Below are 14,327 nucleotides of genomic sequence, written 5' to 3' on the forward strand. Positions count from 1 at the left end.
AAGACATGGCAGAAGACGAACGTCCCGACGTGAACGCCGAGCACGACCACGGCCGCATCGACCAGGTGGACCTGCAGCTCGAGATGCAGCGCAGCTACCTGGACTACGCGATGGCCGTCATCATCGGCCGCGCGCTCCCCGACGTGCGCGACGGCCTGAAGCCGGTGCACCGCCGCGTGATCTACGGCATGTACGACGGCGGGTTCCGTCCCGACAAGTCGTTCTCGAAGTGCGCGCGCGTCGTCGGCGAAGTCATGGGTCAGTACCACCCGCACGGTGACACCGCGATCTACGATGCCCTCGTCCGTCTCGTTCAGCCGTGGTCGCTGCGCTACCCGCTCGCGCAGGGTCAGGGCAACTTCGGCTCGCCCGGCAACATGGGCGCCGCCGCACCGCGGTACACCGAGACGAAGATGGCTCAGCTCGCGCTCGAGATGGTGCGCGACATCGAAGAAGAGACCGTCGACTTCCACGACAACTACGACGGTCAGACCCAGGAGCCGTCCGTTCTCCCGGCGCGCTTCCCGAACCTGCTCGTCAACGGCTCCGTCGGCATCGCGGTCGGCATGGCGACCAACATCCCGCCGCACAACCTCCGCGAGGTGTCCGCCGGCGCGCTGTGGGCGCTCGAGCACCCGGAGGCGTCGCGCGAAGAGCTGCTCGAGGCGCTGATGGAGCGCATCCCCGGTCCGGACTTCCCGACCGGTGCGCAGATCCTCGGCACGAAGGGCATCCGCGAGGCGTACCGCACCGGCCGCGGCTCGATCACGATGCGCGCCGTCGTGTCGATCGAAGAGATCCAGGGCCGCACCTGCCTCGTCATCACCGAGCTGCCGTACCAGGTCAACCCCGACAACCTCGCGGTCAAGATCGGCGACCTCGCGCGCGACGGCAAGATCACCGGCATCGCCGACATCCGTGACGAGACCTCGGACCGCACCGGTCAGCGCCTCGTGGTGGTGCTGAAGCGGGACGCCGTCGCCAAGGTCGTGCTGAACAACCTGTACAAGCACACTCAGCTGCAGGAGAACTTCGGCGCCAACATGCTCGCGATCGTCGACAACGTGCCGCGCACGCTGTCGCTCGATGGTTTCGTCACGCTGTGGCTCGAGCACCAGATCGAGGTCATCGTCCGCCGCACCAGCTTCCGCCTGCGCAAGGCCGAAGAGCGCATGCACATCCTACGCGGCTACCTGAAGGCGCTCGACGCGCTCGACGAGGTCATCGCACTCATCCGCCGGTCGCCGAACGCCCAGGAGGCGAACGAGGGCCTGCAGAAGCTCCTGGACGTCGACGAAGCTCAGGCCGACGCGATCCTCCAGCTGCAGCTGCGCCGTCTCGCGGCTCTCGAGCGGCAGAAGATCATCGACGAGGCCGCCGAGCTCGAACTTCAGATCGCCGACTACAAAGAGATCCTGGCCACGCCGCAGCGCCAGCGCGACATCATCCGCGAGGAGCTCACGGCGATCGTCGACAAGTTCGGCGACGAGCGCCGCACGCACATCCTCCACGGATTCGACGGCGACATGTCGATGGAAGACCTGATCCCCGAAGAGGAGATGGTCATCTCGGTCACACGCGCCGGCTACATCAAGCGCACGCGCAGCGACAATTACCGCCAGCAGCACCGCGGCGGCAAGGGCGTCAAGGGTGCGCAGCTGCGCGCCGACGACGTGGTCGAGCACTTCTTCGTCACCACGACGCACCACTGGCTGCTGTTCTTCACGAACAAGGGCCGCGTGTACCGCTCGAAGGCATACGAGGTTCCGGAGGCCGGGCGCGACGCGAAGGGCCAGCACGTCGCCAACCTTCTGGCGCTGCAGCCCGATGAAGAGATCGCCCAGATCCTCGACATCCGGGACTACTCGGTCGCGACGTACCTCGTGCTCGCGACCCGCAGCGGCCTGGTCAAGAAGACGCGTCTCACCGAGTACGACACGAACCGTCAGGGCGGCATCATCGCCATCAAGCTCCGCGGGCAGGTGCCCGACGAGGGTGACGAGGCCGAGTCCGGGCCCGACGACGAGGTCGTCAGCGCGTTGCTGGTCGATGAGGGCGACGACATCCTCCTCATCAGCCGCCACGGCATGTCGCTGCGCTTCTCGGCGACCGATTCGGCGCTCCGCCCGATGGGCCGCTCGACCTCCGGCGTGAAGGGAATGGACTTCCGCGCCGGCGACAGCCTGCTGTCGGCGTCCGTCGCGGCCGACGACGGATACGTCTTCGTCGTGACCGAAGGCGGCTACGCGAAGCGCACCGCGGTCGATCAGTACCGCATGCAGAATCGCGGCGGGCTGGGCATCAAGGTGGCCAAGCTGAGCGAGGATCGCGGCGATCTCGCTGGCGGTCTCATCGTCTCCGAGGACGACGAGGTCTTGGTGGTTCTTGCCAGCGGCAAGGTGGTACGCTCTGCCGTGGCCGAGGTCCCCGCCAAGGGTCGAGACACGATGGGAGTCGTGTTCGCCCGCTCCAGCGACGACGATCGCATCATCGCGATCGCGCGCAACGGCGAACGGGGCCTCGCAGAAGAATCCGAGGATGCAGCCACCGACGGCGCCGACGCAGCACCGTCGTCCGAGACCCCCCAGTCGACGGACACCCTCGGATCGGATGCCTCCCCCGAGACCCCCGAAGAGAGCACTGACGCATGAGCACGGTAGCCGACAAGCTCGCCAAGAAATCGAGTCACAAGACCAGCGCGAAGCAGGTTCGCCTGCGCCTGGTGTACGTGGACTTCTGGTCCGCGGTCAAGCTGTCCTTCCTCGCTGCGATCGCCATCGCGGTGGTGACGGTCGTCGCCTTCGTGATGGTCTTCCTGGTGGTGCAGACCACCGGTCTGATCGCGAAGGCCGACGAGTTCTTCTCGAGCTTCTCCGACGGCAGCATCCTGCTGTCGCAGTTCGTGAGCTTCCCGCAGGTGCTGGCCTTCTCGGCCGTCGTCGCCATCCTGAACCTCGTGGTCGTGACGGTGCTCGGCGCCGTGATCGCGGGCATCTACAACCTCGCGGTCAAGGTGACGGGCGGCCTGCTGGTCGGCTTCACCTCGAACTGACGCACGACGCCCGAGCGCCGGCACCCGTGGATTCGATCCCGGATGCCGGCGCTCGGCGTCTGCGGGTCAGACCACCGTGGTCCCGAGCAGCGTGCCGATGAGCCAGGTCGCGACGAGGGCGAGCGCGCCGCCGATGACGAGGCGGATCGCGGCGCGCCCCTTGGGAGCTCCGCCGAGGTGCGCGGAGACGGTGCCCGTGACGGCCAGAGCGATGAGCACCGCCACGAAGGTGACGGGCACACGCCACTCGGGCGGCGGGAGCAGGATGGCGAGGAACGGCAGCAGGGCACCGAGCGTGAACGAGACGGCTGACGAGATCGCCGCGTGCCACGGGTTCACCAGGTCGTTCTGGTCGATGTGCAGCTCGACCTCCAGGTGGGCCGACAGCGCGTCGTGCGCGGTCAGCTCGAGGGCGACCTGACGCGCCGTCGATTCTGACAGGCCACGGTCGCGGTAGAGCTGGGTGAGCTCGTCGAGCTCCTCCTCGGGCATATCGCGCAGCTCGCCGCGCTCCTTGGCGATCAGCGCCCGCTCCGAGTCGCGCTGACTGCTCACCGAGACGTACTCGCCCAGCGCCATCGAGATGGCTCCGCCGACGAGGCCGGCGATGCCGGCAGTGAACAGCGCGGCGGTGTCGGTCGTCGCGCCCGCGACACCGACGACCAGCGCCGCGACCGAGACGATGCCGTCGTTCGCGCCCAGAACACCGGCCCGGAGCCAGTTGAGGCGCTCCCCGAGCCGGACGCCGTGCGGCTCATCAGGATGGGAGATCTCTGTCACGGTCCCAGTCAACCAGCCCGATTCGTGAAATCCGGAATCGTCGGGTAAAGTCTTGGAGGTTGCGGAGCGCAGTTTCCGCAGTCAAACGGGGCTATAGCTCAGGCGGTTAGAGCGCTTCACTGATAATGAAGAGGTCCCAGGTTCAAGTCCTGGTAGCCCCACCGTAAGCCCCGGGGCCTTAGCTCAGTTGGTAGAGCGCCTGCTTTGCAAGCAGGATGTCAGGAGTTCGAATCTCCTAGGCTCCACAGACACGAAGCCGGTTCCGAGAGGGACCGGCTTCTGCGTTCTCCCCTGAGCCCCGCGCAGTTAGGGTGAAGCATGGACCTGCGCGTCGCGGCGTACGCGGTGATCGTGGACGACCACGACCGCATCCTGCTCGCGCACTGGAACGAGGGCCGCCGCGCCGCGTGGACGATGCCCGGTGGCGGCCTCGAGCCCGGCGAGGACCCCGAGAGCGCCGCGCGCCGCGAGGTCAGGGAAGAGACCGGCTACCGGGTCGAGATCGACGGGCTCCTCGGCATCCATTCCCGTGTGATCCCGCCAGGACGCCGCCTCAAGCCCGGCGCGGACCTCCCGCTTCACACGCTGCGCATCGTCTACCGTGCCCGCGTCACCGGCGGGCGCCTCCGCAATGAGACGGACGGCTCCACGGATCGCGCCGAGTGGTTCGCGCTCCCCGAGGTCCGCGCGCTGCAACGCGTCAAGCTCGTCGACATCGCCCTCGACATGGCGGGGATCGAAGTGCCGCCGGCGGACTGAGGGAGACGGATGCCGTCAGTCGATGGGCTGCGAGATGTCGGCGACCGTCGCGCCGTAGGCGGCGATGAGGGCGTCGGCGTCGACGAACATGCTGTACCCGTGGGCGCCAGCCCCCATCGCGATGCGCTGACCCACGATCTCGGCGTCGGCGTAGATCGGCCAGTCGTGCGTGCTGCCGAGCGGCACGATGGTGCCCCGCTCGTAGCCCGTGGCCGCGAGGGCGCGCGCCGGATCCGGCAGCTGGAGCTTGTTCACCCCGACGATGGCGCGCAGTTTCGGCCAGGAGATCGCGCGATCGCCCGGGATCAGGGCGAACAGGTAGGTGTCGTCGCTGCGCTTGACGACGAGCGTCTTCACGATGCCCGACGGCGGGATGCCGAGGATCGCGGCAGCCTCCGGCAGGCTGTTCGCCGCCGGACGCTCCCGGATCTCGACCTCGAGGCCACGCTCCGCCGCCGCCGCGCGGACGCGGTCGACGCCGGCCAGGGCCTCACCCGTAGCGGGATCAGGCATCCGGTGCGCGCAGCGGGTCGTCCGCGACCCAGAGTTCGTCGTCGGCACGCAGCGTCTGCCACGCGGCGTACAGCACGCCGACCGCGGCGGCGACGCCGAGGATGATGGCGATCACGCCGCCCGCCCCGATGCCCTTCTTCGCCGGAACAGGGGCCGCCTTGGCCCACGAGGACGGAAGGCTGATGCCGCGGCCATTCGCCAGGCGCGAGCGCTGCTCGTTGGCCGCGTCCCACACCGACAGCGCGGAGCCGACCACGGCGCCGGCGGCCGGGATGACCGTGGTGTTGACGACCTTCTTGCCCTTGTCGACATAGGGGGCGGCGTACTTGTCGTAGCCGGCCTGGACCTGCGGCTTGACCTGCTCGCGACCGAAGTGACCGAGCTGACGGCTCGCCTCACGGGCGACGGTCGCGGCCTCTCCGACCAGAACCTGCTGGGCCTCCCAGAGGTTTCCGGCCTGCTTCTGCAGCTTCTCGAGTTCCTTCTTGCGCTTGCGGCTGAGGCTCACGGTTTGCCCTCCCTATCGTGGGGATGTCGGTCTCTTCATCTTGCCAGACCACCGCTGAGACGGGAGGGGTTGCAGGGAACTCTGAGACAATGTAGACATGCCGCTTCACACTGCTGTCGCAACGATCCACACCAACTACGGCGACATCGTCGTCAACCTGTTCGGCGACCAGGCTCCTCGCACCGTGCAGAACTTCATCGGCCTGTCCGACGGTTCGCAGGCGTGGACGCACCCGGCGACCGGCCAGCCGGGCGAGGGCCCGCTGTACAAGGACGTCATCTTCCACCGCATCATCTCGGGCTTCATGATCCAGGGCGGCGACCCCCTCGGGCAGGGCGTGGGCGGTCCGGGCTACAACTTCAACGACGAGATCAGCGGCGAACTCACCTTCACCGCTCCCTACAAGCTCGCCATGGCGAACGCGGGCCTGCGCCGCAACGCGATCACCGGCCAGCCCGAGGGCACCAACGGCTCGCAGTTCTTCATCACCGTCCCCGGCCAGGGCGGCCGCGGCCCGGAATGGCTGCAGGGCAAGCACACGATCTTCGGCGAGGTCGTCGACGACGCCTCCAAGGCCGTCGTCGACACGATCGCCGAGGTGCCGACCGCCGCCGGCGACCGCCCGGTCGAGCCCGTCGTCATCGAGTCGATCGACGTCGCCGCGGTCTGAGCGCGAGCGTCACCGGGCCCGGGGCGGCGACCGCCGCCCCGGGCCATCCGCATCCCTGAGCCCAGGCGAGACAGAGACGGGTCCCTCGTGAGCACGCAGGAATTCCAGCGCAACCGCGACAACTTCTGCTACCGGCATCCCGACCGGCAGAGCTTCGTGCTGTGCCAGCGGTGCCTGCGCACGATCTGCCCGGAATGCCAGACTCAGGGCGCCGTCGGGGTCATCTGTCCGGAGTGCCTCCGCGACCAGCAGAAGGCGCAGTCGCCGGCACAGAAGAAGGCCGAACGGCGGTGGTCGCGCCCCCGTGCCGTGTCGGCGTCGGCCGGCCGGCCCATCGTGACCTACTCGATCATCGCGATCACGGCCTTCGTCTTCCTGCTCACGCTCATCCCCGGCGGCTTCGGCGGCGCCGTCCAGGACGCGCTGTACTACTGGGCGCCGCTGCTCTACCCCGAGTTCCGGGGCACCTCCCAGCCCTGGCGTCTGCTCACCGTTGCCCTCGTTCACTCGGGCATCTGGCATGTGGGACTCAACATGCTCGCCCTGTGGATGATCGGACGCAGCCTCGAGCCGCTCCTCGGCCGCGGGCGGTTCCTCACCCTCTACCTCCTGAGCGCGCTCGGCGGGTCGGTCGCCGTGACGCTCCTGTCGTTCACGACGCCCGTGGTCGGGGCATCCGGTGCCATCTTCGGCCTCTTCGGGGCGCTCCTCGTGATCGGCCGGCACATCGGCGCGAACATCGCCGGTATCGCCCTCGTGCTCGGAATCAACCTCGTGATCGGGTTCATCCCCGGATTCAACGTGTCGTGGCAGGCGCACGTCGGTGGACTCGTCGTCGGTCTGCTCGTCGCATTCATCTACACGCGCACGCGTGCGGTCCGCCAGCGCGGGCTGCAGATCGGGCTGCTCGTCGCGGTCGGCGCGGGGCTCGTGGCTCTCCTGTTCGTGCCGGTCTTCTTCCCCGCGCTCATCATCCTCTGAACAGAGTTATCCACAGGTTCATCCACACCCTGGGGAGAATGACACCGGTGTAATTCACAGGTGTTAACAGACTTGTTAACAACTCCGGATCGGCCGGATCCGCAGCATCCGGGCACGGAAAAACCCCGGTCGCCGTAGACCGGGGTTTCTCTTTCGAAGTGTCGCTACCGCCAGCGCGTCGTCATCAGGAAGCCGATGAAGGCGATGCCGAAGCCGATCACGAGGTTCCATGCCCCGATGTCGGGGATCGGGAACGCCATGCCGCTCAGGTAGAAGACGAGGATCCACACCAGACCGATGAGCATCAGTCCGATCATGATCGGCTTGAACCACACCGGGTTGGGTGCGGCTTCGCCTTCTGCGCGCTCGACGAGCGAGTCGTCGTCTTTGCCGGGTCGTGCCATGCTCAAGAGTCTAACTGCCAGCCGCGCCACAGCCCGCCCTGACTAGAATCCACCTGTGGATGACGCGCTTTCCGGTCAGGGGCGAGCTGCCCGCGGGACTCGAACCCCGCGTCGGCGCACGTCCGTCGTCGGCGTCATCGGCGAGGTCCTCATCACCGCCGGCGTCATCGTGCTCCTCTACGTCGTGTGGCAGCTCTGGGTGGGCGACCTCATCTACGGCGCTGAGCGCAACGCCGAGGGCACGGAGCTGTCGCAGGAGTGGCAGGCGCAGTACGAGGAGCAGACTCCCGAGCCCGCGCCGACCGACGCCGGCACCGACCCCGAGGTCGTGCCCGTCACCGCGCCGCCGCCTGTGCTCGCCGAACCCGCCGACGGACAGACCTTCGCCATCATGCGGATCCCCCGGTTCGGCGCGGACTACGCCGTGCCGATGGCCGGCGGCGTCACGCGCGCCCGCACCCTCGACCCGATCGGCATCGGTCATTACCCCGGCACGAAGATGCCGGGCGAAGCGGGCAACTTCGCCCTCGCCGCTCACCGCACCACGTGGGGCAAGCCCTTCAACCGCATCGCCGATCTGCACGTCGGCGACGCGATCGTCGTCGAGACGCAGGAGGGCTGGTACACGTACCGCTTCCGCACGCTCCAATACGTCAAGCCGAATGAGGTCGAGGTGCTCCTTCCCGTCCCCCAGGCGATGGACGTCCCCGCAGGAACGGCCTACATCACGCTCACGAGCTGCAGCCCGATGTACGCCATGACCGAGCGCATTGTGGCGTACGGCGTGTTCGAGTCGTTCACGCCCCGCTCCGCCAGCGGCGAAGAACCGGCCTCGCTCCAGGCGGTGGCCTGATGTACGCGGGTCTGTGGCGGATCCTCCCCGGCCCGTGGTGGGTGAGGGTCCTCATCCTGCTCGTGCTGATCGCCGCGGTGCTGTACGGACTCCTCTTCTACGTGTTCCCGTGGGTGAGCCAGTTCGTGAACCCGCAGGAGGTCACCGTCACCCTCCCCGCGGCGTCCACGCCGACGCCCTCGTCGTGACCGACCCCTCCTCGTCGGCGCCGATCCTCGTCGTCGACAATCACGACAGCTTCGTGCACACCCTGATCGGGTACCTTCACGAACTCGGCGCCGACACCGATCTCGTCGAGGCGGATGCCCTCGCCGATCCGTCGCGGGACATCGCAGGCCGGCCAGGCGTCCTCGTCTCACCCGGACCCGGTGCCCCCGCCGACGCCGGCGCGTCGATCGAGGTGGTCCGCGCCGCAGCGGCCGGCGGCATCCCTCTCCTCGGCGTGTGTCTCGGCCACCAGGCGATCGGCGAGGCGTTCGGAGCCACCGTCGATCACGCGCCAGAGCTCATGCACGGCATGACGTCGCTCGTGCACCACGACAGCTCACTCCTGTACACCGGACTGCCCGACCCCTTCTCAGCCACGCGATACCACTCCCTCGCGATCGTGCCCGAGACGCTCTCCGATGACCTCGTCGTCACGAGCCGCACGGCGAGCGGGGTGATCATGGGCGTCTCCCATCGCACCGCGCCCATCCTCGGGGTGCAGTTCCACCCTGAGAGCGTGCTCACCGAGGGCGGCTACCGTCTGCTCGGCAACTGGCTCGCATCGATCGGATACACGGATGCCGCGTCCCGCGGCGCTGCGCTGAGCCCGCGGCGCCGAGCCCCCGGGCGGTGAGCCGGCGGGTCAGGCTCCCGTGCAGTAGGTCAGCGTGATCTCGGAGTGGACCGGGACGTCCCCCGGAGTGAGGGACTGCGACGACACCGTCGGCGGGGTGGAGCCCGCACAGTTCGGGTCTTCCGCCGGGATCACCGTGAGGCCGAGGCTCTCGAGCTCCCGGGTCGCCGCATCGACGGTGTAGCCGCGCACATCGTTGATGGCCACGCGGCCGGAGGCGACCACGAGATTCACCATCGCCCCGGTGGGCACGCTCGCCCCGTCGACGGGGTCGCTCGAGATCACCGTGCCCGCCGCGAGATCCTTGTCGTTCTGCTGAATGACGGTGCCCAGCTGCAGCCCCGCGCCCGTGATGGCCGAGGTCGCGGCATCCTGTCCGAGGCCGGTCAGCGTCGGGACCGTCGACATCTGCTGTCCGGTCGACACGTAGACCTTCACCTGCTGCTCGGGCGTGACCGAGGTCCCCGCCTCGGGATCGGTGCGGATGACGTTGCCCGCCGCGACGTCGGTGCTCTCCTCGTCGACGCGGATCGCGCGGAGGTCCGACTCGGCGAGGGTGTCGTTCGCCCGCTCGTAGGTCATGCCCGACACGTCCGGCACCTCGCGGACGTTGCCCGGGAGGTCGTCGCGCGGCTGGATCGTGAGCACCCAGAACAGCAGAGAGATGAGCAGCACGCCCAGCAGTGCCACGCCGGCCCAGATCCACGCCACCGGCGGGCCGGCTTGTGTGCGCTTCATCGTGGTGTCGGTGCTCAGCTGACGCAGCGACCGCGCGGTCTCGGCGGCCTGCCGCGGGTTCGGCCCGTACAGCTCGCTCGTGAGGGCCCCGACCTGGCGCTTGGAGGGCTGTCGGCCGTCGACCGTCGCGTCGAGCGCCTCGCGGAAGCCTGCGGCGTCCTGGTAGCGCTGGAACGGGTCCTTGGCGAGGGCGCGCAGCGCGACGGTGTCGAGCGCCCGTGGCACGGTGTCGTTCACCTCGGACGGCGGCACCGGTGCCTCGCTGACGTGCTGGTACGCGACCGCGACGGGCGACTCGCCGCGGAACGGCTGGCGACCGGTGAGAAGCTCGTACAGCACGACGCCCGTCGAGTACACGTCGGCGCGGGCGTCGACCGGCTCGCCCTTGGCCTGCTCCGGCGAGAAGTATGCGGCGGTGCCGAGGATCTGGGTCGTCTCGGCGACCGTCGACGACGAGTCCGACACCGCGCGCGCGATGCCGAAGTCCATGACCTTCACCTGTCCGGCGTCGGTCACCATGACGTTGCCCGGCTTGATGTCGCGGTGCACCACACCGGCCCGGTGCGAGTACTCGAGGGCCTCGAGGATCCCGTCGACGTAGCGGACGGCATCCGTCACCGGGACGGGGCCCGCCGCGATGATCTCTTTGAGGAGCCGGCCCTTGACGAGCTCCATGACGATGAAAGGCACCGGGCGCACGGTGCCGTCGGGAGCGGTCAGAGAGTCCTCGCCGGCGTCGTAGACGCGGACGATGGTCGGGTGGGCCATGCGGGAGGCCGCCTGCGCCTCGAGGCGGAACCGCGTGCGGAACGCGTTGTCGTCGGCGAGCTCGCGGTCGAGGATCTTGATCGCGACCTCCCGGCCGAGCGTGAGGTCGTACCCGCGGTAGACGCTCGCCATGCCGCCCCGGCCGATCGGCTCATCGATGCGATAGCGCCCCGAAAGCACGCGCGGCTCAGCTGTCACGGTCACTCCCTGCCTGGAACATCAGCCACATTAGCCGAGCCTGAGCGGGTCGCACGTGCCGTACGACCCGCTCGGAGGACTCACTCAGCCAAGCTCACGGCGTAGGCGTCGGGATCGGGGCCGCGGCCTCGATCAGCACCGTCGCCTCGCCGGACGCGCCCGACGTGCGGTTGCCTGCCGTGCCGCCGCTGCAGGTGACGGTGTACGTGACGATCACCGTCTGACCGGCCGTGTCGCCCGCCGTCACCGTCGCGTTGCGCGCGTTCTGCGGGAAGTTCGGGCCGTTCTGGATCGTGCCGTTCTGGACCGCGAAGGTGTAGGAGCTCACCGAGCCGGTGCCGGACGGGCACGTGTAGCCGTCCCACATCACCGTCAGGGTTCCGCCGGGCTCCACCGTCGCCGGCGATCCCTGGAACGTCGGGGTCGAGGGATCCGGCATCGGGGTCTGCCCCGCGTACGCCGTCAGCTCGATGATCGTGCCCTTCGGCACGTTGCCCGTCGGCGAGACGCTGTAGATCTTGCCCACACTGCCCTCATCCGGAGCCGCGTTGCCTTCCACGCAGCTCGCCCCGAGGCCGAGCGCGTCGAGCGCGGCCGACGCGGTGGCGCAGTCCTGGCCGACGTAGTCGTCCGCGACGACGTTCGCCGTGGTGGGCGTCGGCGTCGGGGTGTTCGTCGGCGTCGGGGACGGCGACGCGGACGTCTTCGTCGGGTCGGGCTCCGGCTCGTTGCCCGAGTTCGCGACGACGGCCCAGATCGTTCCGATCAGCACGAGCAGCAGCAGCGCGATGAGCGCGATCAGCGGCCACGTCCACGGGCTGCGCTTCTTCTTCTCGGTCGTCTCTTCGGCGACCTCCTCGCCCGGGGCCGGCATGATGCGGGTCGCCGCGGACGTGTCGGAGCCGGAGGCGAGCAGCTGGGTCGCCGCGTCGCCGGCGGCGGCCGCGCCCGCGATCGCCGGTACGGCTGCGGCGGCGGCAGCGACGTCTCCGCGGCGCAGCGCCGTGGCGGCGCGCGCGACGGCGGCAGCCGAGGCGGGTCGCTCCTCGGGCTTCTTGGCGATCATCGCCATGACGAGGTTCTGCACCGGGACGGCGACCGTCGCGGGCAGCGCGGGCGGCTGCTCGTTGATCTGCGCCATCGCGATCGCGACCTGCGACTCGCCCGTGAACGGACGCTTGCCCGCGAGGCACTCGTACGCGACGATGCCGAGCGAGTAGATGTCGGTGGCCGGCGACGCCGGGTGTCCTGACGCCTGCTCGGGCGACAGGTACTGCACGGTGCCCATGACCTGGCCGGTGGCGGTCAGCGGCACCTGGTCGGCGATGCGCGCGATGCCGAAGTCGGTGATCTTCACACGCCCGTCGGGCGTGATGAGGAGGTTCCCGGGCTTGATGTCGCGGTGCACGAGGCCCGCCGCGTGCGCGGCCTGCAGTGCGGCGGACGTCTGGGCGACGATGTCGAGCGTCTTGTCGGTCGACAGAGACCCGTCGCGCTCGAGGATCGTCGACAGCGCCTCGCCGGGGACGAGCTCCATCACGAGGAAGGCACTGCCGTTCTCCTCGCCGTAGTCGAACACGCTGGCGATGCCCTCGTGGTTGACCAGCGCCGCGTGGCGGGCCTCGGCGCGGAAGCGCTCCAGGAAGCCCGGATCGCCCATGTACTCGTCTTTGAGGATCTTGATGGCGACGGTTCGTCCGATGACGTGGTCGGTCGCCTCCCAGACCTCGCCCATGCCGCCGATCGCTATCCGCGAATCGAGTTCGTATCGGCCGCCGAAGGTCACGCCCTGCGTCGGTCTCATCGTCCCAGCACCGCCTCCATGACCTTCTTCGCGATAGGAGCGGCGATGGTGTTGCCGCTGCCCGATTGTCCTTGCCTGCCGCCGTCCTCGACGACCACGGCGACGGCGACCTCGGGGTTGTCGGCGGGTGCGAACCCGGTGAACCAGAGGGTGTACGGCTCATCGCCCGTGTTCTCCGCGGTACCCGTCTTTCCGGCCACGTCGACCCCGTCTATTCTTGCACCCGACGCAGCACCGTCACTGACATTGGCGACCATCATCGCCACCAGCTCGTCGGCGAGGGCCGTGTCGAGGGCACGCCCGAATTCACTGTCGTCGAAGGTCTTCTGAACGGACAGATCCGGGCCGATCACGCGATCCACCATGCGAGGGTTCATCACGATCCCGCCGTTCGCGATGCCGGCCGACACCATCGCCATCTGCAGGGGCGTCGCCGTGACCTGACCCTGGCCGAAGCCGCTCAGGGCGGTCTGCGCGTCGTCCTGGATGGTCCGGGGGTAGCCCGACGGCGTGGAGATGAGCGGCAGCTCGAACGACAGGTTGAAACCGTACTTCTCGGCCTCTTCGCGGATCGCGGTGTCGCCGAGCTGAACCGCGAGCTCCGCGAACGGGATGTTGCAGCTCAGCCGCAGCGCGTCGGCGAGGGTGACGGTGTCGCCGCCGCCGCACGTGCCGCCACTCGCGTTGTGCACCACGCTCGACGACTGCGGCAGCTGGTAGGTCGCGGGGTTCGGCAGCGTCGACTGGGGCGTGTAGTCGCCCGACGCGAGGGCCGCGGAGGCGACGACGAGCTTGAACGTCGAGCCCGGCGGATTGAGATCGCCCGCGATCGCACGGTTCGACAGCGGCTTGCCGGGGTCGGCGACGAGCGCGTCGTACGCGGCGTTCACCTCGCCGGTGGCATGCGAGGCCAGCACGTTCGTGTCGTAGCTGGGGCTTGTCACCATCGCCAGGATGCGGCCGGTCGACGGCTCGATCGCGATGATCCCGCCTTGCAGGTCGCCCAGGGCCTCGTAGGCCGCCCGCTGCACGTCGGCGTCCAGTGAGAGCACGACGTTCGATCCGCGCGGCGGCTGCCCGGTGAAGATGCGCTCCACGCGCGACAGGAACTGCGATCCCGCCGTGCCGCTGAGCTCCTGGTTCATGGCCTGCTCGATGCCGGTCGCCGAGTTCAGGGCGGGATTGATGTAGCCGGTGACCGGCGCCCACATGTCGGCATCCGTGTACACGCGCTGCCAGCTGTAGAGGTCGCCGGACGGCACCGACGACGCGATGGCCGAGCCGCTCGCGATGATCGATCCGCGCTGCACCTCGTACGAGTCGTACAGCGCACGGCGGTTCGCGGGGTTCGCCGCGAGCTCGTCGGTCTGGATCACCTGGATCCAGCTCGTCGATCCGAACAGCGCGAGGAACATGATCAGCATCAGGATGCTGAGCCGGCGGAGCTCCTTCGTCATG

The 14,327-nt window shown here is 68.8% G+C and carries 15 protein-coding genes and 2 tRNA genes; 10 read left to right on the top strand and 7 right to left on the bottom strand.

The genetic code is table 11. The features are described 5' to 3' along the window. The first annotated feature begins 5 nt into the window (after positions 1 to 5). Complete coding sequence (gene gyrA / locus RS82_RS17965) at positions 6 to 2,651, top strand: DNA gyrase subunit A (RefSeq protein ID WP_045301977.1); 2,646 nt, start codon at positions 6 to 8, stop codon at positions 2,649 to 2,651. Beyond that, the gene (locus RS82_RS17970; protein WP_045301979.1) at positions 2,648 to 3,052 is read left to right on the top strand and encodes a DUF3566 domain-containing protein; all 405 of its coding nucleotides are present in this window, start codon (positions 2,648 to 2,650) and stop codon (positions 3,050 to 3,052) included. The genes gyrA and RS82_RS17970 overlap by 4 nt, the downstream gene beginning before the upstream one ends. 66 nt (positions 3,053 to 3,118) lie before the next feature. Here RS82_RS17970 and RS82_RS17975 read toward each other — a convergent pair whose 3' ends face one another. After that, the gene (locus tag RS82_RS17975) at positions 3,119 to 3,832 is read right to left on the bottom strand and encodes a VIT1/CCC1 transporter family protein (protein ID WP_084695747.1); all 714 of its coding nucleotides are present in this window, start codon (positions 3,830 to 3,832) and stop codon (positions 3,119 to 3,121) included. A gap of 87 nt (positions 3,833 to 3,919) precedes the next feature. Between RS82_RS17975 and RS82_RS17980 the strand changes: the two genes are divergently transcribed. From RS82_RS17980 to RS82_RS17990, 3 genes are all read left to right on the top strand, one after another. Continuing rightward, positions 3,920 to 3,993: transfer RNA gene (locus RS82_RS17980), tRNA-Ile, on the top strand. Between the two features lie 11 nt (positions 3,994 to 4,004). Continuing rightward, a tRNA-Ala gene (locus RS82_RS17985) sits at positions 4,005 to 4,077 on the top strand. A 73-nt stretch (positions 4,078 to 4,150) separates the two neighbouring features. Further along, positions 4,151 to 4,591 (top strand): NUDIX hydrolase, encoded by a 441-nt coding sequence (locus RS82_RS17990; RefSeq protein ID WP_045301981.1) that lies wholly within the window; start codon positions 4,151 to 4,153, stop codon positions 4,589 to 4,591. Positions 4,592 to 4,606: 15 nt separating this feature from the next. Here the strand turns inward: RS82_RS17990 and RS82_RS17995 are convergent, their stop codons facing one another. Then, positions 4,607 to 5,104, bottom strand: a complete 498-nt coding sequence (locus RS82_RS17995) for an aminoacyl-tRNA deacylase (protein ID WP_045301983.1) — start codon at positions 5,102 to 5,104, stop codon at positions 4,607 to 4,609. Beyond that, positions 5,097 to 5,612: a hypothetical protein gene (locus tag RS82_RS18000; protein WP_045301985.1), complete on the bottom strand. Its 516-nt coding sequence runs from the start codon at positions 5,610 to 5,612 to the stop codon at positions 5,097 to 5,099. The genes RS82_RS17995 and RS82_RS18000 overlap by 8 nt, the downstream gene beginning before the upstream one ends. A 97-nt stretch (positions 5,613 to 5,709) precedes the next feature. Here RS82_RS18000 and RS82_RS18005 point away from each other — a divergent pair, with 97 nt between their 5' ends. Beyond that, entirely contained in the window at positions 5,710 to 6,282 is a 573-nt protein-coding gene (locus tag RS82_RS18005; protein ID WP_045301987.1) for a peptidylprolyl isomerase, read from the top strand. Between the two features lie 87 nt (positions 6,283 to 6,369). Next, complete coding sequence (locus RS82_RS18010) at positions 6,370 to 7,263, top strand: rhomboid family intramembrane serine protease (RefSeq protein ID WP_045301990.1); 894 nt, start codon at positions 6,370 to 6,372, stop codon at positions 7,261 to 7,263. Positions 7,264 to 7,427: 164 nt separating this feature from the next. On the opposite strand, the gene RS82_RS18015 is transcribed toward RS82_RS18010, so the two are convergent. Then, positions 7,428 to 7,667, bottom strand: coding sequence for a cell division protein CrgA (locus RS82_RS18015; protein WP_045301992.1), 240 nt, complete (start codon positions 7,665 to 7,667; stop codon positions 7,428 to 7,430). A gap of 55 nt (positions 7,668 to 7,722) precedes the next feature. Between RS82_RS18015 and RS82_RS18020 the strand changes: the two genes are divergently transcribed. Genes RS82_RS18020 through RS82_RS18030 form a run of 3 tightly spaced genes read left to right on the top strand, consistent with a single transcriptional unit; the run spans position 7,723 to position 9,361 of the window. Further along, entirely contained in the window at positions 7,723 to 8,520 is a 798-nt protein-coding gene (locus RS82_RS18020) for a class E sortase (RefSeq protein ID WP_045301993.1), read from the top strand. Next, entirely contained in the window at positions 8,520 to 8,708 is a 189-nt protein-coding gene (locus RS82_RS18025; protein ID WP_045301995.1) for a hypothetical protein, read from the top strand. The genes RS82_RS18020 and RS82_RS18025 overlap by 1 nt, the downstream gene beginning before the upstream one ends. Continuing rightward, positions 8,705 to 9,361 (top strand): anthranilate synthase component II, encoded by a 657-nt coding sequence (locus RS82_RS18030; protein ID WP_045301997.1) that lies wholly within the window; start codon positions 8,705 to 8,707, stop codon positions 9,359 to 9,361. The genes RS82_RS18025 and RS82_RS18030 overlap by 4 nt, the downstream gene beginning before the upstream one ends. Positions 9,362 to 9,370: 9 nt before the next feature. Here RS82_RS18030 and pknB read toward each other — a convergent pair whose 3' ends face one another. The 3 genes from pknB to RS82_RS18045 all read right to left on the bottom strand — a co-directional run bounded on the left by pknB (position 9,371) and on the right by RS82_RS18045 (position 14,326). Then, positions 9,371 to 11,065, bottom strand: a complete 1,695-nt coding sequence (gene pknB / locus RS82_RS18035; protein WP_084695766.1) for a Stk1 family PASTA domain-containing Ser/Thr kinase — start codon at positions 11,063 to 11,065, stop codon at positions 9,371 to 9,373. A gap of 94 nt (positions 11,066 to 11,159) precedes the next feature. Further along, positions 11,160 to 12,869 (bottom strand): serine/threonine-protein kinase, encoded by a 1,710-nt coding sequence (locus RS82_RS18040; protein ID WP_045301998.1) that lies wholly within the window; start codon positions 12,867 to 12,869, stop codon positions 11,160 to 11,162. Continuing rightward, a complete protein-coding gene (locus RS82_RS18045; protein ID WP_045302000.1) occupies positions 12,866 to 14,326 on the bottom strand; it encodes a peptidoglycan D,D-transpeptidase FtsI family protein in 1,461 nt (486 codons plus the stop codon). Before RS82_RS18045 ends, RS82_RS18040 begins: the two co-directional genes overlap by 4 nt. Position 14,327 lies beyond the last annotated feature (1 nt).

The organism is Microbacterium trichothecenolyticum, assembly GCF_000956465.1.
In the GTDB taxonomy this organism is placed as follows: Bacteria; Actinomycetota; Actinomycetes; order Actinomycetales; family Microbacteriaceae; genus Microbacterium; species Microbacterium trichothecenolyticum.

What these genes read in the sequence shown, in the direction of transcription:
- RS82_RS18025 (WP_045301995.1), top strand. Translation starts at nt 8,520, where the DNA reads ATGTACGCGGGTCTGTGGCGGATCCTCCCCGGCCCGTGGTGGGTGAGG.
- RS82_RS17995 (WP_045301983.1), bottom strand. Translation starts at nt 5,104, where the DNA reads ATGCCTGATCCCGCTACGGGTGAGGCCCTGGCCGGCGTCGACCGCGTC.
- RS82_RS17990 (WP_045301981.1), top strand. Translation starts at nt 4,151, where the DNA reads ATGGACCTGCGCGTCGCGGCGTACGCGGTGATCGTGGACGACCACGAC.
- RS82_RS18045 (WP_045302000.1), bottom strand. Translation starts at nt 14,326, where the DNA reads ATGACGAAGGAGCTCCGCCGGCTCAGCATCCTGATGCTGATCATGTTC.
- RS82_RS17970 (WP_045301979.1), top strand. Translation starts at nt 2,648, where the DNA reads ATGAGCACGGTAGCCGACAAGCTCGCCAAGAAATCGAGTCACAAGACC.
- RS82_RS18040 (WP_045301998.1), bottom strand. Translation starts at nt 12,869, where the DNA reads ATGAGACCGACGCAGGGCGTGACCTTCGGCGGCCGATACGAACTCGAT.
- RS82_RS18005 (WP_045301987.1), top strand. Translation starts at nt 5,710, where the DNA reads ATGCCGCTTCACACTGCTGTCGCAACGATCCACACCAACTACGGCGAC.
- gyrA (WP_045301977.1), top strand. Translation starts at nt 6, where the DNA reads ATGGCAGAAGACGAACGTCCCGACGTGAACGCCGAGCACGACCACGGC.
- RS82_RS18015 (WP_045301992.1), bottom strand. Translation starts at nt 7,667, where the DNA reads ATGGCACGACCCGGCAAAGACGACGACTCGCTCGTCGAGCGCGCAGAA.